The following is a 24,900-nucleotide window of genomic DNA, read 5'->3' as shown; positions in this document are numbered from 1 at the left end:
GCGGCCACGCCTGGTCCTTACGATCTCAGCCGTGGACGACGCCGGAGGCCCCTCCCCCGTCGCCGCGGCCACCCAGCACCCGCGGACGGGCCGCGGGCCGCGCCGCAGCCCGCACCGCCTGCGCCGCACCGAGCCCTCCGCCGACGACGTCGCCCGCCTGCGCGCCGCCACCGGGCTGCTGGCCACCGCGGCGCTGCGCCACCTCGACGAGACGCTGCCCTGGTACGGCGCCATGCGGGCCGAGGACCGCTCCTGGGTCGGGCTGGTCGCCCAGGCCGGCATCGGCGCCTTCACGACCTGGTACTCCGACCCGGACGCCGACGCCTCCCTCGCCATCACCGCGGACGTCTTCGGCAGCGCCCCCCGCGAGCTCACCCGCGCCGTCACCCTCGCCCAGACCCTGGAGCTGGTGCGGGCGGCCGTGGACGTCGTCGAGGACCACGTCGACGTCGTCGCCGCCCCCGGCCGCGAGCAGCACCTGCGTGAGGCGGTCCTGCGCTACTCCCGCGAGGTCGCCTTCGCGGCGGCCCGGCTGTACGCCGGCGCCGCCGAGGCCCGGGGGGCCTGGGACGCCCGGCTCGAGGCGCTCGTCGTCGACGCCGTCGTGCGCGGGGACGTCGACGACGCCGTGCGCTCCCGCCTGTCCGCGCTCGGGTGGGGGCGGCCGTCGGCCGTCACGGTCGTCGTCGGGTCCGCGCCGGCGGGGGCGCCCGAGGACGTCGTCGCCCGGCTCCGGCGCGCCGCGCGGGCCTCCGCCGACGACGCGCTCGTGGGTCTCCAGGGCGAGCGCCTCGTCGTGCTGCTCGGGCTCACCGGCCGACGTCGCCGGCACGAGGAGCCCTCCGCGCCGACACCTGCGGACCCGGCCCTGGTCGACCTGCGCACGGCGACCACGGCGCTGGCGCGCTCCTTCGGCCCCGGCCCCGTCGTCGTCGGGCCGGCCGTGCCCGACCTCGCCTCGGCCGGCATCTCGACCCGCGCGGCGCTGTCGGGGCTCGCCGCCGCCCGCGCCTGGCCCGGGGCGCCGCGCCCGGTACTCGCCGACGAGCTCTGGCCCGAGCGGGTGCTCTCCGGGGACGTGCGCGCCCGGCGGGCCGTGCTGGACGCCGTCTACCGCCCGCTCGTCGCGGCGGGCGGCGGCCTCGCCCAGACCGTGACGACGTACCTGGAGCAGGGCCGCTCGCTGGAGGCGACGGCCCGCCTGCTGTTCGTGCACCCCAACACCGTGCGCTACCGGCTCCGCAAGGTCGTCGACGTCACGGGGTATGACGCCACGTCCGCGCGCGACGCCCTCGTGCTGCAGGTCGCCCTGGTCGTCGGCGCCCTGGCCGACGGCCCCCCGGGACGGGCGCGCGACGGGTGAGGTGCCGGGCGACCTGCCCGAGGCCGGCAGCGCGGCACGTCGCCGCAGGTCAGGGGCGCGGCGGCCGCGCAGCGAGCCACCTCTGCGGGTCCAGGGGCACGCACGGCCACCGAGGGCGACGAGCAGGGACGCCACTCGGCAGCCCGTGGCGCACATCAGCCACAACTGTCACAGGCGCTCACTCGACGCACCTGCTGGTCGACGCAGCGTCACGGCCTCGACACCTGCGCGCCGCCCCCCGTTGTAGGACCCCTACAACGTCGCCGCGGCGGCGCTGTCGGCGTCCTCACCCTCGCGAGCGCGCCCCGCGGACCACAGTCGTCGCGTGCTCGTCATCGCGTGCCCCGGCCAGGGGTCCCAGAAGCCCGGCTTCCTCGCCCCGTGGCTCGAGGTGCCCGGCTTCGCCGACCGGCTGCACTGGCTCTCGGTCGTCTCGGGGCTCGACCTGGAGGCCCACGGGACCACCTCGGACGCCGAGACCATCCGCGACACGGCCGTCGCCCAGCCCCTGCTGGTGGCGAGCGGCCTGCTCTCGCTGCTCGCGCTCTTCCCCCGTCCCGACGACGCCTTCTCCCTCGTGGGGATGGCCGCGGGCCACAGCGTCGGGGAGATCACGGCGGCGGCGGCCGCCGGCGTCGTCTCCGCCGAGCAGGCCATGGTGCTCGTGCGCGAGCGGGGTCGGGGCATGGCCGCCGCGAGCGCGACCGCGCCGACGGGCATGAGCGCCGTCGTCGGCGGCGACCCCGACGACGTCGCCGCCACCCTGGCGCGGCACGGGCTGGTGGCCGCCAACGCCAACGGCGCCGGGCAGGTCGTGGCCGCGGGCACCACCGAGCAGCTGGCGGCGCTGCGGGCCGACGGGCCGGCCCGCGCCCGCGTCATCCCGCTGTCCGTCGCGGGCGCCTTCCACACCGAGCACATGGCTCCCGCCGTCCCCGAGCTGGAGCGCCTCGCCCGCGCGATCACGACGCACGACCCCCGGGTCCTGCTCGCGAGCAACGCCGACGGCACGCTGCTGCACGACGGCGCGCAGGTCCTGCGGCGGATCGTCGCGCAGGTCGCCCGCCCAGTCCGCTGGGACCTGTGCCAGCAGACCTTCGCCGACCGCGGCGTCACCGGCCTGCTCGAGGTTCCACCGGCGGGCACGCTCACGGGCCTGGCCAAGCGCTCGCTGCCCGGCGTGGAGACCTTCGCGCTGACCTCGCCCGACCAGCTGGACGACGCCCGCGCCTTCGTCGCCCGCCACGGCGAGCCCAGCACGGTCGAGGGCGCCCCGCCGTGGCGGCTCGTCGTCGCCCCGGCCAAGGGGGTCGTGCACGTGCAGGGCCCCCGCGAGGAGGGCGCCGCCGTCGAGCCGGGCGCCGTCGTCGCCCGGGTCGAGGGGCTGCGCGACGGGCACGACGCCACGGCCCCCCACGGCGGCTGCGTGCTCGAGTGGCTCGTCGAGGACGGCGACCCGGTCGCCCCCGGCCAGCCCCTCGTGCGGCTCCACCCCGTGGGCGGTGCCGCGTGAGCCCGGTCCTGCGCACGAGCCGCGGCCCGGAGCACACCCGGGTCCTCGGGGTCGGCGCGTGGCGGCCCGAGCGGGTCGTCACCAACGAGGAGGTGTGCCAGCACATCGACTCGACCGACGAGTGGATCCGCCAGCGCACCGGCATCGAGTCGCGCGGGTGGGCCGACGCCGAGACCTCGGTCGTCGACATGGCCGTCCACGCCGGCGCCGAGGCCCTCGCCGCCGCGGGCGTCGAGCCGTCGGCCGTGGGCGCCGTCATCGTCGCGACCGTCTCCCACCCCTACCAGACGCCGGCGGCCGCCACCCTCGTCGCGCACCGCCTCGGCGCCAGCCCGGCGGCGGCGTGGGACATCTCCGCGGGCTGCGCCGCCTTCTGCCACGCCCTCGCCCAGGCCTCCGACCTCGTGCGCGGCGGCACGAGCGAGCACGTGCTGGTCGTCGGCGTCGACAAGCTCACCGACTTCACCGACCTCACCGACCGCTCGACCGCCTTCCTGTTCGCCGACGGCGCCGGCGCCGTGGTCGTCGGCCCCTCCGACACCCCGGGCATCGGCCCGACCGTCTGGGGCTCCGACGGCGAGCAGTGGGACGTCATCCGCAGCAAGACCTCCTGGCTGGAGCACCGCGACGCCGGCCCGGCGGCCGTGGAGTGGCCGGCGCTGCAGCAGGAGGGGCAGAAGGTCTTCCGCTGGGCGGTGTGGGCGATGGCGCCGCTGGCGCAGCGGGCGATCGACGCCGCCGGCATCACCGCGGGCGACCTGGCCGCGTTCATTCCGCACCAGGCGAACATGCGCATCATCGACAAGCTCGCGCACCAGATCCGGCTGCCCGAGCACGTCGCGATCGCGCGGGACGTCCGCACGACGGGCAACACCTCGGCGGCCTCCGTGCCGCTGGCGATGCACCGGATGCTCGCCGAGGGCCAGGTGACCTCCGGCGGCCTGGCCCTGCTCGTCGGCTTCGGCGCCGGCCTGTCCTACGCCGCCCAGGTCGTCGTCCTGCCCTGACCCCCACCGGACGTGCTCCGCGGACCCCGCGAGCACCGACGGCCCCCAGCCCCCCGCCCCGGCGGGTCGCACCACCGCAGCACCGCACCACCCGGACCAGACCGCAGAGCCGGCGCATCCGCGCCGCAGACGAGGAGCACCCACCCATGGCCCAGAGCGAGAACGAGATCCTCGACGGCATCGCCGACCTCGTGAACGAGGAGACCGGCCTGCCCAAGGAGTCCGTCGAGATGGACAAGTCGTTCACCGACGACCTCGACATCGACTCCCTGTCGATGACCTCCATCGTCGTCCACGCCGAGGAGAAGTTCGGCGTCACGATCCCCGACGAGGACAGCAAGAACCTCAGCACCGTCCGCGACGTCGTCGCCTACATCCAGCAGGCGCAGGGCTGACCTCGCCGCTGACCTCGGGCGGGTCTCCCGGCCGGCCCCCGCGCCGGCCGGGAGACCCGCCCGAGGCAGCACCGGCACGAGAGCACCAGCACGAGCGCACCACCACGAGCGCACCGACGCAGCACCCGACCCGTCCGACCTGGAGGCCCTCGCCATGACCGAGACGACCCGCTCGTCCGCCGACGGCGCGCCCGGCGCGAGCGACGCGCGCGCCGTCGTCGTCACCGGGATGGGGGCCACCACCCCGCTCGGCGGCGACGTCGCGAGCACCTGGGAGGCGGCGCTCGCCGGCCGCTCGGGCGCCCGCCCCCTCACCCAGCCGTGGGTCGAGGACTACTCCCTGCCGGTCACCTTCGCCGGCAGCCTCGCCGTCCCGGCCAACGAGGTGCTGGCCCGGCACGAGACCAAGCGCCTCGACCTCTCGGCCCAGTACGCGCTCATCGCCGGTCGTGAGGCGTGGACGCAAGCGGGCACCCCGCAGGTCGACGGCCAACGCCTCGGCGTCGTCGTGGGCACCGGCATCGGCGGCATCACCACCCTCATCAACGCGCAGGACACGTTGCGCGACAAGGGTCCGCGCAGGGTCCTGCCGCTGACGGTGCCCATGCTCATGGCCAACGGCGCCGCGGGGGCCCTGTCCATCGAGCTCGGCGCGCGGGCCGGCGCCCACAGCCCGGCGTCGGCCTGCGCGACCGGGGCCGAGGCCATCGCCCAGGGCGCCGAGATGATCCGCACCGGGCGCGCCGACGTGGTCGTCGCCGGGGGCACCGAGGCGGCGATCATGGCGCTGCCCATCGCCGCGTTCGCCTCGATGCACGCGCTCTCCCAGCGCAACGACGAGCCCGGCACCGCCTCCCGCCCCTACGACGTCACGCGCGACGGCTTCGTCCTCGGCGAGGGCGCCGGCATCCTCGTGCTGGAGTCGGCCGCCCACGCCGCCGCGCGCGGGGCCCAGGTGCTCGGGGCGATCGCGGGTGCGGGCATCACCTCCGACGCCCACCACATCGCCGCGCCCGACCCCGAGGGACTCGGGGCCACCCGGGCCATGCGGCTCGCGCTCGAGCAGGCCGGGGCGACGCCGGGCGACGTCGTCCACGTCAACGCGCACGCGACGTCGACGCCGGTCGGCGACGTCGCCGAGGTCGTCGCCCTCCGGGCGGCGCTCGGCGCTGACCTCGACCAGGTGGCCGTGTCGGCGACCAAGTCGATGACGGGCCACCTCCTCGGCGGCGCCGGCGCGCTGGAGAGCATCTTCTGCCTCAAGGCGCTGGCCGAGGGTCTGGCCCCGCCGACCATCAACGTCACCGAGCTGGACCCCCGCGTCGACCTCGACGTCGTCCTCGACGAGCCCCGCAAGCTCGTGACCGGGCCGGACGCGGTGGCGCTCAACAACTCCTTCGGCTTCGGCGGCCACAACGCCGCGCTCGCGCTGGTGGGCCCGGCCTGAGCGTCGGGACGACCCGAGCGGTCGAGGTGCCCGCCGAGGTGGACCCCAAGGACCCGCTGCTCCGGCTGCGGACCCTGTTCGACGAGGGCTCGGTCACGCCCCTCACGCCCGTCGACGACTCCGGGATGCTCGCCGCGGCCGGGCTGGTCGACGGCACCCCCGCCGTGGCCTTCGCCTGCGACGCGCGCGTGCAGGGCGGCGCGATGGGCGCGGCCGGCAGCCGCGTCGTCCTGGCAGCCTACGAGCGGGCCCTGGCCGAGCAGGTCCCCGTGGTCGGCGTGTGGCACTCCGGCGGGGCGAGGCTGCGCGAGGGCGTCGTCTCCCTCGACGCCTTCGGTGCCGTCTTCGCCGTGATGACACGCGCCTCGGGCGTCGTGCCGCAGATCTCCGTCGTCGTCGGCCCGGCCGCCGGTGGCGCCGCCTACGGGCCCGCGCTGACCGACGTCGTAGTGCTCGCCCCCGAGGGCCGGGTCTTCGTCACGGGCCCGGACGTCGTCCGGTCGGTGACGGGCGAGGACGTCGACGCCGCCCGCCTCGGCGGGCCCGAGCCGCACGGCCGCCGCTCCGGCGTCGTCCACGTCGTCGCCGCGTCGCAGCCGGAGGCGTACACCCAGGCTCGCAAGCTCGTGCACCTGCTCGGCACGCAAGGACTCCTCGACGTGGCCTCCGTGGAGGAGCGCGACCTCTCGGAGCACCTGCCCGAGAACGTCCGCCGCGCCTACGACGTCCACCCGCTCGTCGACGACCTGCTGGACTCCCCCGCCGGGCACGGCGAGGGCGACGGTGCGCTCGAGCTGCACCCGCGGTGGGCGCCCAACGTCACGACGACGCTGGGGCGCCTCGGCGGCCGCACGGTCGGCGTCGTCGCCAACAACCCGCTGCGCCTGGGCGGGTGCCTGGACTCCTCCTCGGCCGAGAAGGCCGCCCGCTTCGTGCGGCTGTGCGACGCCCTGGGGGTGCCGCTCGTCGTCGTCGTGGACGTGCCGGGCTACCTGCCGGGCGTCGGCCAGGAGTGGGACGGCGTGGTGCGCCGCGGCGCCAAGCTGCTGCACGCCTTCGCCGAGTCGGTCGTCCCGCGCGTCACCCTCGTGACCCGCAAGAGCTACGGCGGGGCCTACATCGCGATGAACTCCCGCTCCCTCGGGGCGACCCGGGTCCTCGCCTGGCCGACGTCGGAGGTCGCCGTCATGGGCGCCGTCGCCGCCGTGCGGGTCCTGCACCGTCGTCGCCTCGCCGAGGTGCCCCCGGACGCGAGGGCCCAGGTCGAGGCCGAGCTGGCCGCCGAGCACGAGCAGCTCTCCGGCGGCCTGGCCCGCGCCCTCGACATCGGTGTCGTCGACGAGGTGGTCGAGCCCGGCGCGACCCGTGCGGCGGTGGCCTCCGCCATCGCCTCCGCGCCCCAGCGCCGCGGCCGCCACGGCAACATCCCCCTTTGACCGGCCGGCGCCGCCCGACGTCCTCGACGCCCTTCTCCGCCCGGGCGAAGGGATCGGCTCAGCCGACGCGGTGCAGCCAGCGGACGGGCGTGCCGTCGCCGGCGTAGCGGAAGGGCTCGAGCTCGTCGTCCCAGGCCGTGCCGAGGGCCAGCTCCAGCTCGGCCCGGACGTCGGCGGCCGACTCGACCGAGCACTCCAGCGCGGCGCGGACCCTGTCCTCGGGCACGAGGACGTTGCCGTGGACGTCGGTGACGGCGTGGAAGATGCCCAGCTCGGGCGTGTGGCTCCACCGGCCGCCGTCGACGCCGGGGCTCGGCTCCTCGGTCACCTCGTAGCGCAGGTGCGCCCACCCGCGCAGCGCCGAGGCGAGACGGGCGCCCGTGCCCTGCTCGGCCTGCCACGACAGCTCCGTGCGGAAGGCGCCGGGGGCGACGGGCTGCTCGATCCAGTCCAGCGTCGCGGGCACGCCGATGACGCCGCCCGCGGCCCACTCGACGTGGGGCAGCAGCGCGCGCGGCGCGGAGTGCACGAACAGCACCCCGCGCGTCAGTGCTCCGGCCATGGCTGACCCTCCTGGTGTCGGTCTCCGAGGTGCGTCTTCCCCAACGTCCTCGAGCCCTGACCGGGTGGTCGTCGTGCCGGACGGCGCGGCGCCGTCGCGGGCAGGATGCCAGAGACCTCTCTCGCCCGCCAGCCCCTGCCGCACAGCTGGTCCGGACGGCGCGGGCGAGCGGCGAGGACGGGCTGCGCGGAGCACCATGGGCGCGTGAGCCCCCCGCAGCGGCCGCGGCGCCCCACCTTCCTCGGGCCCCGCGCGATGGACAGCCTGGAGAGCCCGGGCGACCCGACGTCGCGTGACGCCGCCGCCCACGCGACCGCGCGGCTGCTCGTCGAGGGGGCCCAGGGCTCCGGCGACGCCGGCGTGGCGGCGCGCCTGGTCGCCCTGGCCGACGACCAGGGCCTGGAGCTGCTCGCCGAGCTGTGGGCCGACGCCCCGCCGGAGTCGCTGCCGGGCGCGCTCTGGCGGCTCTACGTGCTGCGCCAGTGGGTGCACGCCGCCCCGTCCGAGGCCGCCCGGCAGTTCGACGAAGGTCGCCGGCGCGCGCCCGTGCTGGAGGTCGTCGCCGGGGTCGCCGACCCGCCCGGGCCCGACGAGGTGCGCGCCCAGGTCGACGCCGTCCTCGCCGGCGTCGCGACGGGCGACTTCGCCGGCACCCTCGACCGCGCCGCCGCCTTCGCCCGCGTGGTGGCCGTCGGCCGCGCCGACCTAGCCGACAGCACGGGATGGACGCCCGAGGTGGACGACAGGACCGACGCCGAGGAGAGCCTGACGACGTCGGCCGCCCGGCTCGTGCGCACCGCCGAGCACCTCGAGGCCTGCGCCGGGCGCTGGCGCTCGGGGTCGCTGCTCTGAGGGCCTCGCTGCTCTGGGGGGGCCCGCTGCCCTGAGGGCGTCACCGCCGTGAGAGGGCGCGGCTAGACGTCCTCGGTCGACTGGTCCATCACCTGCACGAGCAGGCCGCTCGGGTCGCGGTAGAGGGCCACGAACCCGCCGGGGATCTCGCTCGGGCCCTGGACCTCCTCCAGACCCTGGGGCCGGTCGGCGTGGAAGGCGCTGACGTCCTCGACGAGGAAGATCGGCCCCGGGGTGGCGCCGTCGTCGCTCGCGTCGAGCATCACCTGCGCCCCCGACCGGACGTCGCGGAGCGCGACGGTCGTCTCGCCCTCCCGCCACACCTCCGTCATCCCCAACCCGTCCCGGTAGAGCGCCACCGAGGCCGCCAGGTCACGGGTCGGCACGTAGAAGAACTCCAGCTGCACGGTCGGCTCCTGCCGTCGGGCCGGAGTCCCGCTCGGGACTCCGGGTTACGTAGTCGAGTTACGTCGACCGTAGCAACATGATGGGCGCATGCGGGAGTGGGTGCCGGTGCGGACGTCGACGCGGGGCCGGCTCGTGCTGGCCGCGCTGAACGCCTTCGGTGACACCGCCTACGACGACGTCGCCGTGACGGAGCTGGCTGGGGCGGCGCAGGTGACGACGGGGGCGCTGTACCACCACTTCGGGAGCAAGCTCGGTCTCTACGAGGTCGTGCGCGCCGACGTCGAGCAGCGCGTCCTCGACCGGTTCGAGGCGGCCGCCGCGGCCGCCGGCGAGGACCGGCCACCAGCGCGCGCCGCCCTCCTCGCCGGCTTCGACTTCGCCGTGCGCGAGCACTTCCTGCGCCTGATGGCCGCGCCTCCCGGGACGGCCGCCAGCCACCGCCTGGGCGTCGGTCTCGCCCAGGCGTGCGGCGTGGACGAGCCTGTCGGCCGGCTGCTGCTGGCCGCCTGGCGCGAGGCCCTGCTCGCCGTCGCCGAGGGGACCGACGCCGCCGCAGCGCGCCGGGCGCTGACGGCCATCGAGGTCGGCGCGGACGCCTCGGGCGAGCACCCGGGCGGGCCCCTGGACGGACAGCCGGGCGGGCAGCCGGACGAGCGCGGACGCTGACACCGGAGGCGCGGCGCGGGCCACGCCGGCGGTGCGCCGCTCGTGCCCGCCCGAGCGCGACGGCGCCGTCGGACCGTGGTTACAGTTGTCGCGCGCCGGGCCGCGGTAGCCCCGGGCTCCACCTGAAGCCGCTACGAGCGGCCACGCGCCGAGAGGCGCTCCCGGCCCGGCGCACCTACTCCCCCCGCTCGCCTCGGCCAGAGCGCGGCGTCCTGAGGTCGGCACCCGCCGCCAGGTCGTCGAGCAGGGCGCGCAACCATCCGGGGCCCCAGCACCGCACGGGCAGGCGCGCCCGCAGCCCCCGGTCGGCGGTGACGACGACGACCTCGGCTCCTGCCGGCGAGCTGAGCAGCTCGCGCGTCAGCTCGACGACCGCGTCGTCCCCGGAGCCGGGCGCCTCCAGCACCCGCACCTGCGGGCTAGCCGCGGTGGTGCCCGCGCCGCGCGCCGCCCCCTCGAGGACCACGGCGACGGCCGCCACCGAGACCGCCTCGCCGTCCGCGCCCGTGACGGGTCTCCCCGGCAGCGACGCCAGCTGGTCCAGCAGCCGGCGGGCCGCGCCCGCGCGGTCGCGCCACCAGCCGTCCGGGCGGGCGCCCACCACGTTGGCGGCGTCGACGACGAGCACGAGGGAGGTCACCGCCCCACCATGACCGACCTGCCTGGCCGCTGTCGTCGTCACGCCCTCCCGGCTCGCCCGGAGGGCAGGGCCGTGGTCAGGGCCGTGGTCGGGGCCGTGGTCAGGGCCGTCACCAGGGCCAGCACCAGCAGCAGGCTCATCGCCAGGAGCTCCCCCGCGGACTCGGCGAGAGCGAGGGCGTACCCCGCCCGCCCGGGCAGGACGGGCGCCAGCAGCTCGTGCGCGACGTCGAGGCCCGCACCGGCCAGCAGGAGCAGCCCCGTCCCGCCCGCGAGCCACCACGACGCCCGGCGCAGCCCGGCGTCGGCGCAGCGGCGGTGCGCGAGCACGACCAGGAGCCCGAGCACGGAGCCGTAGGCCGCCCAGACGACCAGCTCGCCGACGTCACCGCCTCGCAGCCCACCCACCTCGGAGACGCCGACGGCGCGGGCCAGGGCGAAGCCGCCCCGCTCGTGCAGCTGGGCGGCGTCGTCGAGGACGACGACGCCGAGCAGCGACGACCAGGCGCCGAGGAGGAGCGACCGGGCCCGCAGCGCGACGACGAGCAGGACGAGCGACGCCGCGGCGAGCTGGACGTAGCCGAGCACCTCGGCCCACGACCAGTCCAGCTGGCTGTCCCACCGCCACCCGGCGAAGGCGGGGAACCGGCCTTGGAGGGTGGCGTAGCGGTGCAGCGCGTCCCCGGCGAGGACGCCGAGGTCCAGCAGCACCAGCACGACGAGCAGGGCCCCGGCCCGGCGGGAGGACCTCCAGCGGGGCACGACGCGGCGGGAGCCGATGCGGTCGTCGACCAGCCCGCCCCGGCCCTCCTCGCCGGCCCCGGCGGGACGGTCGGCGAGGCCGGGCGACGTCCGCCGCCCTCCGCCGTCGTCCACCCGTGCCGCCGGGCCATGTCGACCGGCCATCACGCCCCCCGTCGGTCCCCGGCCGAGCGCCGACGACCGGTCCGCCACCTGCCGCTCGTCCCCCGTTCACCGAGCGGTCACCCACCGTAAGGTCCCGATGGCGGTCGTGGTGGGCCTCGGGGCCGCTCCTCGTCGACGGGTGGGGCTCGACGGGTGGGTCCGCACCGCCCATGCTGTGCGGCATGGTCGAGGAGCCCACGCGCGGCAGCCCAGCCCAGGACGGCCCGGCGGACGAGGCAGGTGCCGAGCGACGGGAGCCGGCGATGCCGACCGTCGCGCTCAACGCCGCCGAGCAGGACCCCGACCCCAGCGCGACCACCAGCGACCCGACCGCCCCGCAGGCCTCCGCCGACTACGACAACGACCGCGAGGAGATGCCGGGCGCCGGCGACGGCCCATGAGCGGGGCGGGGTGAGCGGGGCGGGGCGGGTGCCGGACGTCGCCGACGTCGCGGACCTCCTCGCCGACCTGTCGGCGGACCGGCGTGAGCTCTTCGCGCTCCGGCTGGAGCGGTGGTGGCCCGACGTGCGCGACGGCCTGCTGGCCGTGCACGCCCCCGAGGACGTCGCCGCGCTGGAGCGCCGCCTGCTGCGGTCCGCGGCCCGGGCCTACGCCGAGCGCGACCCCGAGCTGCACCGCCTCGACCTGGCCCGCACGCTGGCGCCGGACTGGTTCCAGCGCCCGGGCATGCTCGGCTACGCCGCCTACACCGACCGCCTGACCGGCACGGCCGACGCCCCCGGCACGCTCGCCGACGTCCGCGAGCGCCTGCCGCTGCTGGCCGAGCTGGGCGTCACCTACCTGCACCTCATGCCGCTGCTGCTCCCGCGCGAGGGCGACAGCGACGGGGGGTACGCGGTCGCGGACTACCGGCGGGTGCGGCCGGACCTCGGCACGACGCAGGACGTGCGCGCCCTCGCCGCCGACCTGCGCTCGCGCGGCATCAGCCTGGTGCTCGACGTCGTCCTCAACCACGTCGCCCGTGAGCACCCGTGGGCGCGGGCCGCCCGCACCGGCTCGCCCGAGGAGCGAGCCCGGTACCGGGCCTACTTCCACGTCTTCGACGACCGCGGGGTGCCCGACGCCTACGAGCGCACCCTGCCGGAGGTCTTCCCCGGCACCGCTCCCGGCAGCTTCACCTGGGACGACGAGCTGTCCGGGTGGGTCTGGACGACCTTCAACGCCTTCCAGTGGGACCTCGACTGGTCCTGCCCCGACGTCCTCGCCGAGATGGTCGACGTCGTCCTGCACCTGGCGGGGCTGGGCGTCGAGGTGCTGCGCCTGGACGCCGTCGCCTTCCTCTGGAAACGGATGGGCACGGCCTGCCAGAACCAGCCGGAGGTCCACGCCCTCACCCAGGTGCTGCGCGGCGTGACCCGGGTGGCCTGCCCGGGCGTGCTGCTCAAGGCCGAGGCGATCGTCGCCCCCACCGACCTCGTGCACTACCTCGGCACGGGCCGCCACGTCGGCCGCGTCAGCGACCTGGCCTACCACAACTCCCTCATGGTGCAGGTGTGGTCGATGCTCGCCACCGGCGACGTCCGGCTGGCGAGCAGGGCGCTGCAGGCCATCCCGCCGGTGCCCGCCTCGACGTCGTGGATCACCTACGTGCGCTGCCACGACGACGTCGGCTGGGCCGTCTCCGACGAGGACGCCGCAGCAGCGGGTCTGGGCGGGTACGCCCACCGCTCCTTCCTGTCCGACTGGTACTCCGGCGCCTTCCCCGGCTCCTCCGCGACCGGGCTGGTCTTCCAGGCCGACCCCGCGACGGGCGACCGCCGGATCAGCGGCAGCACGGCGGCCCTCGTCGGGCTGGAGGCCGCGGTGGCCCGCGGCGGACGGCTCGGGCAGGAGGACGTCGACCTCGCCGTCGGCCGGCTGCTGCTGGCGCACGCCCTCGTCATGGCCTGGGGCGGCATCCCGGTGCTGTGGACGGGCGACGAGCTCGGCCACCCCGGCGACGACGGCTGGGCCGCCGAGCCCGGGCACGAGGCGGACAACCGCTGGGTGCACCGGCCCCGGATGTCCGCCGAGCTGCTGGAGCAGCGCCACGACCCCTCGACGGTCCCCGGCGCGGTCTTCGCCGGCGTCCGCCACCTGGCCCGCACCCGCGCGTCGCTGCCCCACCTGCACGCGGCCGTCGCCGCCCAGGTGCTCGACCCGGGCGACCCGGGCGTGCTCGCCGTCCTGCGGCGCCACCCCGAAGGGCCGCTGCTCGTGCTCGCCAACGTCACCGAGGGCTGGCGCCCCTTCCCGGCCGAGCGCCTGGCCGCCCACGGCGTCGCCGGGGCCCTCGACGCCCTCTCGGGCCGCGTGCCCCCGCTCGGCGGCGACGGCCAGCTGTGGCTCTCGCCGTACGAGGTGGTGTGGCTGGTCGGCGACCAGCCCTGACGGCGCGGTCGAGAGGCCGCGTTCTTCACCCCTTCGAGGTCACCTGGAGTACTCGACCCCTCACGCTGGGCCACCTACCGTCGATCGGGCACGGCCAGACGACGACGTCTCACCTCGGGGGAGAACCATGCGCACCACCCGCTTCGCCCTGCCTGCCGCCCTGTCCACCGTGCTGGCCGCCGGCCTCGTCGGCCTCGGCGCACCGGCGCTCGCCACCTCCGGCGATCCCTTCGACTGCGACGACTTCGCCACCCAGGAGGAGGCCCAGGCCGAGCTGGACCGAGACCCCGGTGACCCGTCGGGGCTCGACGCTGATGACGACGGCGTCGCGTGCGAGGACCTGCCGCGTGGCGGGTCCCCGGGTGCGGGCCCGACCGGCACCGGCACCGGCTCCATGACCATGCCCAGCGGCGGCGTGGCCACCGGCCTGGGCGGCGGGGCCGGCGGCACCACCACGCTGCTCGCCGCCGGGGGTGCCCTCGCGGCGGCCGGGGCCAGCGGGGTGGTGCTGCTGCGGCGACGCCCGCGGGGCTGAGACCCCGGCTCGGCGTCGCCAGCGGCTCGGCATCCCCACCCCCGGACGAGGTCCGGGGGTGGGGATGCGTCGTTTACCGGGCGGAAACCTGAGGCAGTTGAAGGTCGAAACACCACGCTCGTACCTTCCGCCTCGGCAGCGCCTCGAAGGCGCGCACACCTCATCGCCAGAGCCACCTGGAGCCCCGTGACCATCTCGCCGCGCCCTGCCCGCCGGACCGCCACCACCGCCGTCGCCCTCACCGCCGCCCTCACGCTCGCCGCCTGCGGGGGCGGCTCCGACGACGGCACAGGCTCGGGCGGCGACGGCGAGGCCGCCGACTACGGCACGCTGGACCTGCAGCTCTCGTGGATCCTCAACGAGGAGTTCGCCGGCGAGTACTTCGCCGACAGCAACGGCTACTTCGCCGAGGCCGGCTTCTCCGACGTCGTCATGACCCCGGGGCCCTCGACCGGCACGGCGGAGCTGCTCTCGGGCAGCGCCGACGTCGCCCTCTCGGACTCGGTCGCCGTCGGCACCGTCGTCGCCAACGAGGACGCGCCGCTGAAGATCATCGGCGCGACGTACCAGGCCAACCCCTTCACGATCCTCTCCCTCGCCGACGGCGGGGACATCGCGACGCCGCAGGACATGGTCGGCCAGCGGATCGGCGTCCAGGCCTCCAACACCTCCCTCTTCGAGGCGCTGCTCGCGGCCAACGACATCGACCCGGCCGACGTCACCGTCGTCCCCGTCGAGTACGACCCCTCGGTGCTCGTCAACGGCGACGTCGACGGCTTCCTCTCCTACCTCACCAACGAGGTCATCACCGTCCAGCAGCAGGGCCTGGAGACGACCACGCTGAACTTCGCCGACAACGGGCTGCCCTTCGTCGCCGAGACCTTCACCGTGACCGACCAGACCCTCGCCGAGGACCGCGAGCTGCTCAAGGCCTTCCTCGTCGCGGAGATCCGCGGCTGGACCGACCAGCTCGCCGACCCCGACGAGGGCGCGCGGCTCGCCGTCGAGGAGTACGGGGTCGACCTCGACCTCGACCCGGAGAAGGCCCGCATCGCCTCCTCGCTGCAGAACGAGCTGCTCGTCACCTCTGGCAGCACGCAGGAGAACGGCCTGTTCACCATCAGCGACGAGCTGCGGGAGCAGACGCTCGCGAGCCTGCAGGGCGTCGGCCTCGACGTGGCGGACGAGGACCTCTTCGACCTCACGCTGCTCGACGAGGTCTACGAGGAGAACCCCGACCTCGTCGACTACAGCAGCTGACGCGGCACTCGTGAGCGAGGGCACCGCGGGACCGGCGGGCGCAGGCGCAGGTGCAGGCACGGGCCTGCACCTGCGCGGCCTGCACAAGAGCTTCCGGACGGGGCGGCGCGACGTCGTCGCGCTGGAGGACGCCCACCTGCACACCGAGCAGGGCAGCTTCTTGTCCCTGCTCGGGCCGTCGGGCTGCGGCAAGTCGACGATCCTGCGCATCCTCGCCGGCCTCGAGGACCCCACCTCGGGCACGGCGACGGTGGACGGCAAGAGCCCGCAGGAGCTGCGGCGCGCGGGCGAGCTCGGCATCGCCTTCCAGGACCACGCGCTGCTCCCCTGGCGCTCGGTGACGGCGAACATCTGCCTGCCCTTCGAGGTCGCCGGACGCCAGGTCGACAAGGCCTACGTGGAGGAGCTGGTGGACCTCGTCGGCCTGCGCGGCTTCGAGGGAGCCAAGCCCTCCCAGCTGTCCGGCGGCATGCGGCAGCGGGTCTCCATCGCCCGCTCCCTGGTGCTGCGTCCCTCGGTGCTGCTGCTCGACGAGCCCTTCGGCGCCCTCGACGACATGACGCGCCAGCGCCTCAACCTCGAGCTGCTGCGGATCTGGACCGAGAAGCCCGCGACGACGCTGCTGGTCACCCACGGCATCAGCGAGGCGGTGTTCCTCTCCGACCAGGTCGCCGTCATGTCCCCGCGCCCGGGCCGCGTCAAGGAGGTGCTCGAGATCGACCTCCCGCGCCCGCGCACGCCCGAGATGCTGCGGACACCGGAGTTCCACGCGCTGCACGACCGGGCCTCGGAGGTCCTCTTCGGGACGGCGGCCCCGGCGGCCGCAGGGCCGGCGTGAGCCGGGGGCTGCCCCGCTGGGCGACGTCGGTGCTCGGGACGCTCGCCGTCCTCGCCGGGTGGTGGCTGCTGTCGGCGATCGTGCCCTCGACGGGCAGCTACGCGCCGGTCCCCTCGCCCGCCGCCGTCGTCGCGACCCTCCTGGACGACGGGGCCGGGCTGTACTGGACGAACTTCGTGGTGACCATCACCGAGGCGGGCATCGGCTACGCCGTCGGCAACGCCGTCGCGCTGCTCATGGCGGCTCTCGTGCTCCTCCTGCCCCGGGCCGACTGGTTCGTCAACCAGCTGGCCGTCATCACCTACTGCATCCCCATCGTCGCCATCGGGCCCATCGCCGTCGTCGTCCTCGGCGGTGCGCGCAGCCCTGGGGACCCGTCCGCGACGGCGGTGCTCTTCGCCGGGCTGTCCGTCGTCTTCACGACGGTCGTCGGCGCGCTGCTGGGGCTGCGGGCCGCGGACCGCGCCGCGCTCGACGTCGTCAGCGTCTACGGCGGCTCCCGCCTCACGCAGCTGCGCAAGGTGCGGCTCGTCGCGGCGATCCCCGCCGTCTTCACCGCCCTGCAGATCGCCGTGCCCGCCGCCTTCCTCGGCGCCGTGCTCGGGGAGTACTTCGGCAAGATCAGCCGCGGCGTCGGCCCGCTCCTCGTGTCCTCCCAGGTGGCGCTGGACTCCCCGCGGGTGTGGGCCGTGCTGCTGATCTCCGCGCTCGTGGCGATCGTCGGCTTCGGCCTCATGGGCCTGCTCGGGCGTCTCGCGGCGCCCTGGTCGGCCGGTCAGGGGGCCCGCGCGTGAGCGTCGACGTCGGTCCCCCCGGGACCCCGCGCGTGCGCGGCGCAGCCACCGCCTCGGTGGTCCGGGCGCTGCTGCGCAGCACGCTCTCGGCGCTCGGCACCCTCGGCATCGTGCTGCTCGTGTGGCTCGCCGTCGTCCACCTGACGGGCATCTCCGCCTACGTGGCCAAGGGGCCGCTGGAGGTGGGGCGCTTCCTCCTCACCGACGAGGGCGCCGCGCAGAACCGCGCGGTGCTCGGGGAGAACCTCGCCGTCACCTTCGGCCACGCGGCGAGCGGCTTCGCCGCGGGCCTGGCCGTCGCCCTGGTCGGCGCCGTGCTCTTCCGGCTCTCCCGCACCGTCGAGGCCGCGCTGATGCCCGTCGCCACCCTGCTGCGCTCGGTCCCGCTGGTCGCCCTCGCGCCGGTCATCATCCTGCTCCTCGGCTACGGCAGCCAAGCCTCGGTGATGGTCATCGGCGCCGTCGTCGTGCTGTTCCCCGCGCTCGTCACGATGGTCTTCGGGCTGCGCACCGCGTCCCCGCAGATGCTGGACGTCGTCCACGTCTACGGCGGCGGCACCTGGGCGGGGATCCGCCGCGTGGCGCTGCCGGCCGCCCTGCCGTCCCTGTTCGCCGCCGTGCGCGTCTCCGTGCCCGCGGCGCTGACCGGCGCGCTGCTCGCCGAGATGCTCTCCACGGGCGACGGCGTCGGGCGGGCGGCGCTCGTCTTCTCGACCCAGGCCCGCTTCCCCGACCTGTGGGCGGCCGTCATCGCCGTCACGGTCATCGCCCTGCTGGTCTACCAGGCCGTCCAGATCCTCGAGGCCGTCGTCCTGGCCCGCATGGGCATGACCGGCAGCTGATCCCCCGACGAGAGGTACCCGTGACCGACCTGACCACCTTCGCCCACGGCCTGCCGAAGGCCGAGCTGCACCTGCACCTCGAGGGGACGCTCGAGCCCGAGCTGAAGTTCGCGCTGGCCGCGCGCAACGGCGTCGAGCTGGCGCAGAAGACCGTCGAGGAGGTGCGCGCCACCTACGACTTCACCGACCTCACGAGCTTCCTCGCCGTCTACTACCCGGCGATGGACGTGCTGCGGACCGCCGAGGACTTCCACGACCTGGCGTGGGCCTACCTGCAGCGCGCAGCCGCCGAGGGCGTCGTCCACACCGAGATGTTCTTCGACCCGCAGGCGCACACGAGCCGCGGCGTGCCCTTCGACGACGTCGTCACCGGCTACCACCGCGCCGTCGTCCGGGCCGGGCGGGAGCTGGGCGTCTCCGCCGAGCTCGTCCTGTGCTTCCTGCGGGACATGAGCGCCGAGCACGCCATGTCCACGCTCATGGAGGCGCTGCCGTACAAGCGGTGGATCATCGGGGTCGGCCTGGACTCCGACGAGCGCGGCAACCCCCCGTCGAAGTTCGACGCCGTCTTCGCCCGGGCGCGGGCCGAGGGCTTCCTGCTGACGGCGCACTGCGACATCGACCAGGAGGGGTCGATCGCCAACATCGGGCACGTCGTCCGGGAGATCGGCGTCGACCGGGTCGACCACGGCACCAACGTCGTCGAGGACGACGCGCTCGTCGAGCTGGTCGCCGAGCGCGGCCTGGGGCTGACGTGCTGCCCCGTCTCGAACTCCTTCGTGACCGAGCAGATGAAGGCCGACGAGATCGTCGGGCTGCTGAGCCGGGGCGTCCGGGTGACGGTGAACTCCGACGACCCCGCCTACTTCGGGGCCTACGTCGGCGGCAACTACGTGGCGCTCGCCGAGCAGGCAGACCTTGGCGCCGAGGACCTCGTGCAGCTGGCCGTCAACTCCTTCGAGGCCGCCTGGCTCACCCCGGCCCGACGCGCGGCCTACATCGCACAGGTGCACGAGTACGCGGCCGCGGCGAGGTGACAGGAGCCAGAGGTGACGGGAGCAGAAGGGGGCCCGGGCGGAGGTAGGGCAGGTGGGGCTCGAACCCACGACCGACGGATTATGAGTCACCCGGGCCCGGTGACCCGTCATGACCCGCTGGTGCCCTCAGGGGCGTAACCGCAGGTCAGCACGGGTACGTGGTCCCCCGCTGTGTCCCGGCGTGCCCCCCTGTAGCCGGCCGCGTGTGCCCACGCCGCGCCCACGAACAACGAAGCCCCGCCGGTGCTGGAACACCGGCGGGGCGAGAGTCAGCACCCACCCCTTGCGAGAGAGAGCCACTGACCATGACCACGGTAGCCGCGACCGACAACGCCCACGCCGCCTTCTGCGTTAGCCACTCGGCTGGGCGAACGGAGGACCACGCCTGCATGAGCGACGACATCACCCTCGAGTACGTGTCACAGACCGAGGAGAGCTGGCCGGCCGACATGTACGCAGCCCTCCTCCGTGAGCCGTCGAAGCCGAGCGTCGTCACGCTCAGCGGCTTCGCCGACCGCCACGGCAACGACCAGGAGCTGTGCTTGCGGCCGCCGCAGGCCCGGTCCCTCGCCGCAGCCCTGGTGCAGCTGGCCGACTCGGCTGAGCACGGCCGGTGATGGACGACGGGCGTAGGCCGCGCACCCGCGAGGAGTGCGTGCGCGCGGCGGGGGAGCGACTGGCTAGGGCGGCGCAGCGTGTGGCTGCGATGAGCCCGAGGGAGGCCGCGGAGGCGGCGTGGGTGCCGGGCGGTCCATCGAAGGTCGAGCTCGAGGCGCGGCTCCGGGCGGAGCGCGGCCTACCGCCGTCCTGAGTCGACAGGCCGACAGTACGAGGGCCGTGGCGGGCGTTGATGCCGCTCGCCACGGCCCTCTCCGTTCCGGCCTGAGCCGGCGACAGGACACCTACCGTCGACGGCATGGCTGCCGACGCTCGAGACCACTGGTGGAACGCGCTCGACGACGAGGGCCCCGCCACCGTCACCGCCTTCGACCCAGACGGCCACGTCCCCACGGCCGCCCTGGACCACTTCCAGCGGCCCAATGCGCCCACCCTCGTCCACGCTCAGTGGATAGGCGGAAGCGACCCTGGCGCCTGGACCATGTCCACCGAGGACGCCGACTGGCTCCGCCGGCGCGGCGACGACACCATCGCGCGGGGCTGACGTGATGCGCTCCCCGACGTGCGACGTCGACGGCTGCACACGCCTTCTCACGCCCATGCGAGCCGACCCGCCGCTGTCCGGCCCTTCCGAGCCGCGCCCGTGGCGCTGTCGAGAGCACGGTGTCCGTCCCAACGTGCACCCGTACGCACCTGGCTGAGACGCTTCCGGGCATCGAGCTCATTGATGGGACGAGCTTCGAGCACGCCGGTAACTTCTCCCTCGCCCGCGCCAACGTCGAAGCCCTCCTCTTCCACGACGAGCCTGAGGTCTGAGACGACGCTGGTCGCCACTACCTGGGGGCGGCGGCGGTCGGTGAGGTACGTGAGGTCGGCTAGGCCGATTCACCAAACGGGAGTGGGCCCGCGGGTGTAGTACGTCACCTGGGGGTCCCTCGCCGTGTACCGCTACTCGTTGGTGGACGCCGCGTGCACACGCTTGGGGAAGAGGTAGTTGGCGACCACGTAGAGGATGCCGAGCACTTCAGTCACCGTGCTGGCGAGGTAGGCGCCGATGGCCCACGCGGGGACCTGGCCCCACTGGCTCCCGACGTAGACGCCGAAGGCTGCGGTGCTGAGGACGAGCATCGTCGAGGACGCGCTGATGGCCCAGATGGTGATGATGAGACGGAGTCGGTTGTTCTGCTTGTCGTTGGCGAGTGCGGCGCGTTCCCGCTCGTAGCGGACAACCTGCTGCATGCTCGAGACGCCGACGGGATCGGTGCCGTCGGCTTCCTGCCGCAGAATCTTCTTGGGCTCACGGGTCTCGCCGGCCGTTCTTGCAGTCGGTGCGTCGCTGCCGCCCTCTTGGGGCGCGCCATCCCCAGCCGTCGCTGACCTGAGAAGCTGTGCGGCAGCTTCGGCCCCGTAGATTTCCTCGAGCTGCTCTCGCGTGAACCCCTCGACACCGTCCTCGTTGGACGAGTCCTCGGGTCGGGGGGCGTCGATCACTGCAGTCCGAGACGCCGCCGGCGTACCTCCGCAGCGTCCTGGGAGACACCGAAGTGGTTGGCGACCGAGACGAGCGACCGTTGCTCGGCCCACTGCCGGGTGAAGGCGTCGGCCGGCATGAGCAGGTGGCCCGCGAACTCGTTGGCGTAGAGCTCGCGCAGACTCCACGGGCCACCTCGACGGTCCACGTAGCTGAGCTGGCCTCGGTCGTCAGCGCGCTCGACGTAGTGACCCAGCTCGTGCGCGACGGTGAACCGCTGCCGCTTAGGGGAGTCGTCGACGTCCACGTAGATGGTGGCGTCCTCGTCGGGACGCTTCACGATCATGCCCGAGATGTCCTCGCCCAGCTGCGCGAGGACCACCCGGACACCCATGTCGCGGGCGATCTTCACGGGGTCGACTGGCAGGGAGGCGGACGTCCAGTAGGTCGCGAGGGTCGCCTTCGCGTCGCGCTCGGACGCGTACTTCATGTTGGGCATGGCCAGGTCTCCCCTCGTCGTCGCACCTGTCGTCCCCCGCGCTCGGGAGTGGCGTCCCGTGGTGTGCCCCGTTGTACCGGAGACGACCCACAACGCGCGCGACCAACGCCGCATGCCCGCGAGGCCACGCAAGGACGCCACCCCGTCAGAGGTGGTCGGCGCGCTCGAGGGTGTCGTTGAGGACGTCGACGACGGTGTCGCCGGTGAGCTCGGCGAGGCGGGTGGCGAGGACGGCGCTGAGGAGGCCGGCGCCGAGGAGCTGGCCGGTGGCCTGCTCGACGACGATGGAGCTGGCCTTGCCGGCGAAGGTGCGGCTGCGGGCGCTGAGGCCGGTCTCGGCGTCGATGTAGGCGCGGGCGATGGGGTGGGCCTCGTTGGTCCACCAGTCGCTCAGCACGGCGTTCCCGGCGTGCATGACGTCGGCGACGGTAGAGCCGTCGGCGATGGCTGACGCCATCGTCTGGGCGACCTGGGGGGCGGTAACGGTCGGCTCGGTGGGGGTGCTCATGGGTACTCCTTGGTCAGTGGGCGACCCGGTCGAGGTGAGAACGGGTGTCTTTCCCAATAGTGCATGCGTCGGACAGCGAGTCGAATGGCGGGATACCGTGCTCGTCGGTCACGACGGCGTGGCCGATGAGATGGAGGGGAAGTCCCATGACAAAGGTGTCGACGTACCACTCGAGCAATCCGTCGGACCCCGACGTGCACCACGACCAGAGTGACTGCCCGTCGGGGCAGCAGATCCCGCAGAGGAACCGTCTCTCGGGAACCGGCGGCTACCCGAAGTGCGGGCACTGCAAGAAGATGTGACTGGCCTTCCGGGTCGGGCGTCGCGGCCAACCGCGGGCCCGACCCGGGGACCCCGGCCGCCGGGGTGGTGCCGACAATGACGGGCATCTAGACCCCCGTCCGGGACAGCAACTGGTCGGCCATGTCGTTCGCGGAGTCCGTCAGCACCTGCGACGCGACGTCACCCGCCACGGCACGGAACACGCCGAGGTAGGTGCCGTCGTCCGCCTGCAGCGTGACCGGGCCGACGAAGCCTGCGGGCCCGGCGGGCCTCGTGGCGGCCTGCCGGATGACGGCCATCTCCGCGGCCGGGATTACCGCATCGGGCGTCGCGAGCTTGTGGACGCCGAGCATGGTGTCGTCCATCCACCCGCCGCCGTCGAACAGCGTCGGCGTGAGGCCGGCGAAGTCCTCCGGCGCTGACCCCCGCGAGTACCCGCCCTTGCGGTTGTACGCCTTCGGCAGGGACCCGTACCGCGACAACGCGTACCGCATCGACGCGAGGATGTTCGACAGCGGGTCGAAGATGTCCTGGTCATACCCGTCGAGGGCGTGGGCACGGAACGTCGGCGGGATGACTTGTAGCCGTCCGCGGCTGGCCACGCCGTTGCGGGCGTTGATGTCCCAGTTGTTGATCGCCCGGGCGTTACCGCCGGACTCCTGGTTCATCCGCCGCAACGTCGTGTCCGCGAGGCTGGCGGGCAGGCCGAGGATCCCCAGAGCCTGCAGCAGCATCCCGCGCCACCGCTCGACGCCCGACCCGACACCACCGCTGATCGCGCCCTCGGTGGCGCTGGCCGTGTCGTCGGACCCGAAGATGCTGAGGAACTTGTCCTTCAGCATCGTGCCGACGGACCCGATGAGCCCCTTCACCGCGCCGACACCGAGGTCGCCCATGAGGCCGGCGACCTTCGGGATCTCGAGCCCGTCGAAGGGGTTCACGAAGTCAAGCAGCCTCGAGAAGAAGCCGCCCTCGTCCGCGGCGCCGACGTTCCCGCCGGTCAGGTACGGCATCGGGTTGACCCGCGACCCAGCGGTAACCCGCGCATGCGCGGCTACCTCACGGGTCGTCAGGTACTCGGGCCCTACGCCACGAAGAAGGACGCCGAGGCCGCTCTTGCCGAGCAGGTGCGGGACGTCCGCCACGGCACCCACGTCGCCGCCGAGCGCGGCCTGACCGTCGCTCGCTACCTCGAGGACTGGCTGGCGGGGAAGGTTCGCCTCGCCGACTCGACCCGGCACTCTTACCGCCAGCACCTCGACCTGTACCTCCTGCCCGGCCTAGGGCACCTACGGCTCGTCGACCTGCGCGACACCGACGTGGAAGCCCTGTACGACGCCATGCGGCTCATCGGTCACCCCGCGCCAGTCCGGCCGTCGCAGACGCTCCTGCGGCTCCTCGAGGCCCGCACTGACGCCGCCTCGGCCCGCCGGCCCTTGTCCGACGGCACCCTGCGCCGGGTCCACTCCACCCTCATGAGCGCGCTCAACGCCGCGATGAAGCGGCGGAAGGTCGCCGCGAACCCGGCCCTGCACGTCGAGCTGGCCACCGGCCGCGCCGAGAAGGCCCTGCTGTGGACCGAGCACCGCGTCGAGGCATGGCAGCGCACCGGCGAGCGCCCCCCCCGTCATGGTGTGGACACCCGAGCAGGCCGGCGGCTTCCTCGACTACGCCGCGACGGACGACCTCTACGCCCTCTGGCACCTCGTCCTGTTCCGCGGCCTCCGCCGCGGTGAGGCCGTCGGGCTGCCGTGGTCCGACGTCGACCTCGATGCCGGCTCCGTCCGCATCGGCGCGACCCTCCTGCAGGTCGGGCACCGCGTCATCGCCGGAGGCACGAAGTCCGCGACGTCCGCCCGCACCATCAGCCTCGACGCCGGCACGCTGGGGGTGCTCCGTGCTCACCGGGCGCGCCAGGTCGCCATGCGCGACGAGCTCGGCGCCGCCTACACCGACACGGGCCTCGTCTTCACCAAGCCCGACGGGGCGCCCCTGCAGCCCGACTCGGTGTCGCAGCGGTGGGACCGGCTCGTCACCCGGTCGGGGCTGCCGCCCGTCCGGTTCCACGACACCCGGCACGTCGCGGCGTCGCTGACCTACCGGGCGACCCGGGACCTCAAACTCAAGTCGCAGATGCTCGGGCACGCCTCGACGGCCATCACGGAGGCCATCTACGTGTCCGTCTTCGCCGACGTCGAGCGGGAGGCGGCGGATGCAGCGGCGGCCCTCGTGCCGCGGATGCAGCGGCCTGTGCCCACCTTGTGCCCACCGGAGGGCATCGACCCCGCCGAGCGGGCAGCCTTCGCAGGCATCGTCGCTGGTCAGGAGGGGTGGGGCAGGTGGGGCTCGAACCCACGACCGACGGATTATGAGTCCGCTGCTCTGACCGGCTGAGCTACTGCCCCGCGACGGGCGACCCTACCGAGCGCCCGCGGACGCCAGCTCCGTGACCCTGGACCTGTGTGACCCTGGACCTGCGCGAGGGGTCGTCACCACGGTGACGACGTGGGGGCAGGGTCGACGAGCGACCTGGGCTCCCGCGGCTGGATTCGAACCAGCAACCGTTCGATTAACAGTCGAATGCTCTGCCGTTGAGCTACGCGGGACCGTGCCGGGAGCGGGGCTCCCGGC

Annotated in this window: 28 protein-coding genes, 2 tRNA genes and 1 pseudogene; 21 read left to right on the top strand and 10 right to left on the bottom strand. The window is 74.6% G+C overall.

The window, feature by feature from the left end; genetic code table 11:
• Nucleotides 1-31 precede the first annotated feature (31 nt).
• From WDV86_RS13095 to WDV86_RS13070, 6 genes are all read left to right on the top strand, one after another.
• Entirely contained in the window at nt 32-1,363 is a 1,332-nt protein-coding gene (locus tag WDV86_RS13095; protein WP_339568078.1) for a PucR family transcriptional regulator, read from the top strand.
• A 325-nt stretch (nt 1,364-1,688) separates the two neighbouring features.
• A complete protein-coding gene (locus tag WDV86_RS13090) occupies nt 1,689-2,876 on the top strand; it encodes an acyltransferase domain-containing protein (RefSeq protein WP_339568077.1) in 1,188 nt (395 codons plus the stop codon).
• Nucleotides 2,873-3,883 carry a beta-ketoacyl-ACP synthase III gene (locus WDV86_RS13085; RefSeq protein WP_339568076.1) on the top strand — a complete coding sequence of 337 codons (1,011 nt, stop codon included), beginning with the start codon at nt 2,873-2,875 and terminating at the stop codon, nt 3,881-3,883. The genes WDV86_RS13090 and WDV86_RS13085 overlap by 4 nt, the downstream gene beginning before the upstream one ends.
• Before the next feature lie 146 nt (nt 3,884-4,029).
• Nucleotides 4,030-4,278, top strand: coding sequence for an acyl carrier protein (locus WDV86_RS13080; protein ID WP_339568075.1), 249 nt, complete (start codon nt 4,030-4,032; stop codon nt 4,276-4,278).
• Nucleotides 4,279-4,432: 154 nt separating this feature from the next.
• A complete protein-coding gene (locus tag WDV86_RS13075) occupies nt 4,433-5,725 on the top strand; it encodes a beta-ketoacyl-[acyl-carrier-protein] synthase family protein (protein ID WP_339568074.1) in 1,293 nt (430 codons plus the stop codon).
• Between the two features lie 38 nt (nt 5,726-5,763).
• Entirely contained in the window at nt 5,764-7,161 is a 1,398-nt protein-coding gene (locus WDV86_RS13070) for a carboxyl transferase domain-containing protein (RefSeq protein WP_445263064.1), read from the top strand.
• A gap of 58 nt (nt 7,162-7,219) precedes the next feature.
• On the opposite strand, the gene WDV86_RS13065 is transcribed toward WDV86_RS13070, so the two are convergent.
• Complete coding sequence (locus WDV86_RS13065) at nt 7,220-7,723, bottom strand: DUF3145 domain-containing protein (protein ID WP_339568072.1); 504 nt, start codon at nt 7,721-7,723, stop codon at nt 7,220-7,222.
• A gap of 204 nt (nt 7,724-7,927) precedes the next feature.
• Between WDV86_RS13065 and WDV86_RS13060 the strand changes: the two genes are divergently transcribed.
• On the top strand, nt 7,928-8,575 hold the full coding sequence (locus WDV86_RS13060; RefSeq protein ID WP_339568071.1) for a hypothetical protein: 648 nt from the start codon (nt 7,928-7,930) through the stop codon (nt 8,573-8,575).
• Between the two features lie 62 nt (nt 8,576-8,637).
• Here the strand turns inward: WDV86_RS13060 and WDV86_RS13055 are convergent, their stop codons facing one another.
• On the bottom strand, nt 8,638-8,982 hold the full coding sequence (locus tag WDV86_RS13055; RefSeq protein WP_339568070.1) for a VOC family protein: 345 nt from the start codon (nt 8,980-8,982) through the stop codon (nt 8,638-8,640).
• An 88-nt stretch (nt 8,983-9,070) separates the two neighbouring features.
• Between WDV86_RS13055 and WDV86_RS13050 the strand changes: the two genes are divergently transcribed.
• Nucleotides 9,071-9,649 (top strand): TetR/AcrR family transcriptional regulator, encoded by a 579-nt coding sequence (locus WDV86_RS13050; RefSeq protein ID WP_339568069.1) that lies wholly within the window; start codon nt 9,071-9,073, stop codon nt 9,647-9,649.
• 175 nt (nt 9,650-9,824) lie between these two features.
• On the opposite strand, the gene WDV86_RS13045 is transcribed toward WDV86_RS13050, so the two are convergent.
• Complete coding sequence (locus tag WDV86_RS13045; protein ID WP_339568068.1) at nt 9,825-10,289, bottom strand: hypothetical protein; 465 nt, start codon at nt 10,287-10,289, stop codon at nt 9,825-9,827.
• 38 nt (nt 10,290-10,327) lie between these two features.
• On the bottom strand, nt 10,328-11,194 hold the full coding sequence (locus WDV86_RS13040) for a hypothetical protein (RefSeq protein ID WP_339568067.1): 867 nt from the start codon (nt 11,192-11,194) through the stop codon (nt 10,328-10,330).
• Between the two features lie 182 nt (nt 11,195-11,376).
• Between WDV86_RS13040 and WDV86_RS13035 the strand changes: the two genes are divergently transcribed.
• From WDV86_RS13035 to WDV86_RS12985, 11 genes are all read left to right on the top strand, one after another.
• Nucleotides 11,377-11,595, top strand: a complete 219-nt coding sequence (locus WDV86_RS13035) for a hypothetical protein (protein WP_339568066.1) — start codon at nt 11,377-11,379, stop codon at nt 11,593-11,595.
• Nucleotides 11,596-11,605: 10 nt separating this feature from the next.
• The gene (locus WDV86_RS13030) at nt 11,606-13,585 is read left to right on the top strand and encodes an amylosucrase (RefSeq protein WP_339568065.1); all 1,980 of its coding nucleotides are present in this window, start codon (nt 11,606-11,608) and stop codon (nt 13,583-13,585) included.
• Nucleotides 13,586-13,712: 127 nt separating this feature from the next.
• The gene (locus tag WDV86_RS13025; protein ID WP_339568064.1) at nt 13,713-14,120 is read left to right on the top strand and encodes an excalibur calcium-binding domain-containing protein; all 408 of its coding nucleotides are present in this window, start codon (nt 13,713-13,715) and stop codon (nt 14,118-14,120) included.
• A 186-nt stretch (nt 14,121-14,306) separates the two neighbouring features.
• Nucleotides 14,307-15,380: an ABC transporter substrate-binding protein gene (locus WDV86_RS13020; RefSeq protein WP_339568063.1), complete on the top strand. Its 1,074-nt coding sequence runs from the start codon at nt 14,307-14,309 to the stop codon at nt 15,378-15,380.
• A gap of 10 nt (nt 15,381-15,390) precedes the next feature.
• A complete protein-coding gene (locus WDV86_RS13015; RefSeq protein ID WP_339568062.1) occupies nt 15,391-16,218 on the top strand; it encodes an ABC transporter ATP-binding protein in 828 nt (275 codons plus the stop codon).
• Nucleotides 16,215-17,012: an ABC transporter permease gene (locus WDV86_RS13010; RefSeq protein WP_339568061.1), complete on the top strand. Its 798-nt coding sequence runs from the start codon at nt 16,215-16,217 to the stop codon at nt 17,010-17,012. Before WDV86_RS13015 ends, WDV86_RS13010 begins: the two co-directional genes overlap by 4 nt.
• Nucleotides 17,009-17,854, top strand: a complete 846-nt coding sequence (locus tag WDV86_RS13005) for an ABC transporter permease (protein ID WP_339568060.1) — start codon at nt 17,009-17,011, stop codon at nt 17,852-17,854. The genes WDV86_RS13010 and WDV86_RS13005 overlap by 4 nt, the downstream gene beginning before the upstream one ends.
• Nucleotides 17,855-17,874: 20 nt before the next feature.
• Nucleotides 17,875-18,891 (top strand): adenosine deaminase, encoded by a 1,017-nt coding sequence (locus WDV86_RS13000; RefSeq protein WP_339568059.1) that lies wholly within the window; start codon nt 17,875-17,877, stop codon nt 18,889-18,891.
• 389 nt (nt 18,892-19,280) lie between these two features.
• Nucleotides 19,281-19,508, top strand: a complete 228-nt coding sequence (locus WDV86_RS12995) for a hypothetical protein (RefSeq protein ID WP_339568058.1) — start codon at nt 19,281-19,283, stop codon at nt 19,506-19,508.
• A gap of 299 nt (nt 19,509-19,807) precedes the next feature.
• Nucleotides 19,808-20,053, top strand: coding sequence for a hypothetical protein (locus WDV86_RS12990; RefSeq protein WP_339568057.1), 246 nt, complete (start codon nt 19,808-19,810; stop codon nt 20,051-20,053).
• A gap of 119 nt (nt 20,054-20,172) precedes the next feature.
• Complete coding sequence (locus WDV86_RS12985; protein ID WP_339568056.1) at nt 20,173-20,325, top strand: hypothetical protein; 153 nt, start codon at nt 20,173-20,175, stop codon at nt 20,323-20,325.
• Nucleotides 20,326-20,457: 132 nt separating this feature from the next.
• On the opposite strand, the gene WDV86_RS12980 is transcribed toward WDV86_RS12985, so the two are convergent.
• The 4 genes from WDV86_RS12980 to WDV86_RS12965 form a co-directional block, all read right to left on the bottom strand.
• Nucleotides 20,458-20,748 (bottom strand): hypothetical protein, encoded by a 291-nt coding sequence (locus WDV86_RS12980; protein WP_339568055.1) that lies wholly within the window; start codon nt 20,746-20,748, stop codon nt 20,458-20,460.
• Nucleotides 20,749-20,996: 248 nt separating this feature from the next.
• Nucleotides 20,997-21,479, bottom strand: a complete 483-nt coding sequence (locus WDV86_RS12975; protein ID WP_339568054.1) for an ImmA/IrrE family metallo-endopeptidase — start codon at nt 21,477-21,479, stop codon at nt 20,997-20,999.
• Between the two features lie 145 nt (nt 21,480-21,624).
• Complete coding sequence (locus WDV86_RS12970) at nt 21,625-21,987, bottom strand: hypothetical protein (protein ID WP_339568053.1); 363 nt, start codon at nt 21,985-21,987, stop codon at nt 21,625-21,627.
• Between the two features lie 389 nt (nt 21,988-22,376).
• The gene (locus tag WDV86_RS12965; RefSeq protein ID WP_339568052.1) at nt 22,377-23,282 is read right to left on the bottom strand and encodes a lytic transglycosylase domain-containing protein; all 906 of its coding nucleotides are present in this window, start codon (nt 23,280-23,282) and stop codon (nt 22,377-22,379) included.
• A 33-nt stretch (nt 23,283-23,315) separates the two neighbouring features.
• On the opposite strand from WDV86_RS12965, the gene WDV86_RS12960 reads away from it, so the two are divergent.
• Both WDV86_RS12960 and WDV86_RS16290 read left to right on the top strand, forming a co-directional pair.
• Entirely contained in the window at nt 23,316-24,005 is a 690-nt protein-coding gene (locus tag WDV86_RS12960; RefSeq protein WP_339568051.1) for a hypothetical protein, read from the top strand.
• A pseudogene (locus WDV86_RS16290) lies at nt 23,899-24,393 on the top strand (site-specific integrase); the annotation flags it as partial. The gene WDV86_RS12960 and the pseudogene WDV86_RS16290, both read left to right, overlap by 107 nt.
• A 207-nt stretch (nt 24,394-24,600) precedes the next feature.
• Here WDV86_RS16290 and WDV86_RS12955 read toward each other — a convergent pair.
• A tRNA-Ile gene (locus WDV86_RS12955) sits at nt 24,601-24,674 on the bottom strand.
• A 129-nt stretch (nt 24,675-24,803) separates the two neighbouring features.
• Nucleotides 24,804-24,875 (bottom strand) — tRNA-Asn (locus WDV86_RS12950).
• Nucleotides 24,876-24,900 lie beyond the last annotated feature (25 nt).

The organism is Pseudokineococcus sp. 1T1Z-3 (assembly GCF_037482365.1).
Lineage (GTDB): Bacteria > Actinomycetota > Actinomycetes > Actinomycetales > Quadrisphaeraceae > Pseudokineococcus.
The sequence above is the reverse complement of the archived record's forward strand: the minus strand, read 5'-3'. Positions and strand labels throughout refer to the sequence as shown.

Coding starts and splice junctions, on each gene's coding strand:
- WDV86_RS13080 (WP_339568075.1), top strand. CDS start 4,030: ATGGCCCAGAGCGAGAACGAGATCCTCGACGGCATCGCCGACCTCGTG.
- WDV86_RS13075 (WP_339568074.1), top strand. CDS start 4,433: ATGACCGAGACGACCCGCTCGTCCGCCGACGGCGCGCCCGGCGCGAGC.
- WDV86_RS13065 (WP_339568072.1), bottom strand. CDS start 7,723: ATGGCCGGAGCACTGACGCGCGGGGTGCTGTTCGTGCACTCCGCGCCG.
- WDV86_RS13050 (WP_339568069.1), top strand. CDS start 9,071: ATGCGGGAGTGGGTGCCGGTGCGGACGTCGACGCGGGGCCGGCTCGTG.
- WDV86_RS13040 (WP_339568067.1), bottom strand. CDS start 11,194: ATGGCCGGTCGACATGGCCCGGCGGCACGGGTGGACGACGGCGGAGGG.
- WDV86_RS13035 (WP_339568066.1), top strand. CDS start 11,377: ATGGTCGAGGAGCCCACGCGCGGCAGCCCAGCCCAGGACGGCCCGGCG.
- WDV86_RS13025 (WP_339568064.1), top strand. CDS start 13,713: ATGCGCACCACCCGCTTCGCCCTGCCTGCCGCCCTGTCCACCGTGCTG.
- WDV86_RS12995 (WP_339568058.1), top strand. CDS start 19,281: ATGAGCGACGACATCACCCTCGAGTACGTGTCACAGACCGAGGAGAGC.
- WDV86_RS12990 (WP_339568057.1), top strand. CDS start 19,808: ATGGCTGCCGACGCTCGAGACCACTGGTGGAACGCGCTCGACGACGAG.
- WDV86_RS12980 (WP_339568055.1), bottom strand. CDS start 20,748: ATGCAGCAGGTTGTCCGCTACGAGCGGGAACGCGCCGCACTCGCCAAC.
- WDV86_RS12975 (WP_339568054.1), bottom strand. CDS start 21,479: ATGCCCAACATGAAGTACGCGTCCGAGCGCGACGCGAAGGCGACCCTC.
- WDV86_RS12970 (WP_339568053.1), bottom strand. CDS start 21,987: ATGAGCACCCCCACCGAGCCGACCGTTACCGCCCCCCAGGTCGCCCAG.
- WDV86_RS12965 (WP_339568052.1), bottom strand. CDS start 23,282: ATGCCGTACCTGACCGGCGGGAACGTCGGCGCCGCGGACGAGGGCGGC.
- WDV86_RS12960 (WP_339568051.1), top strand. CDS start 23,316: ATGCGCGGCTACCTCACGGGTCGTCAGGTACTCGGGCCCTACGCCACG.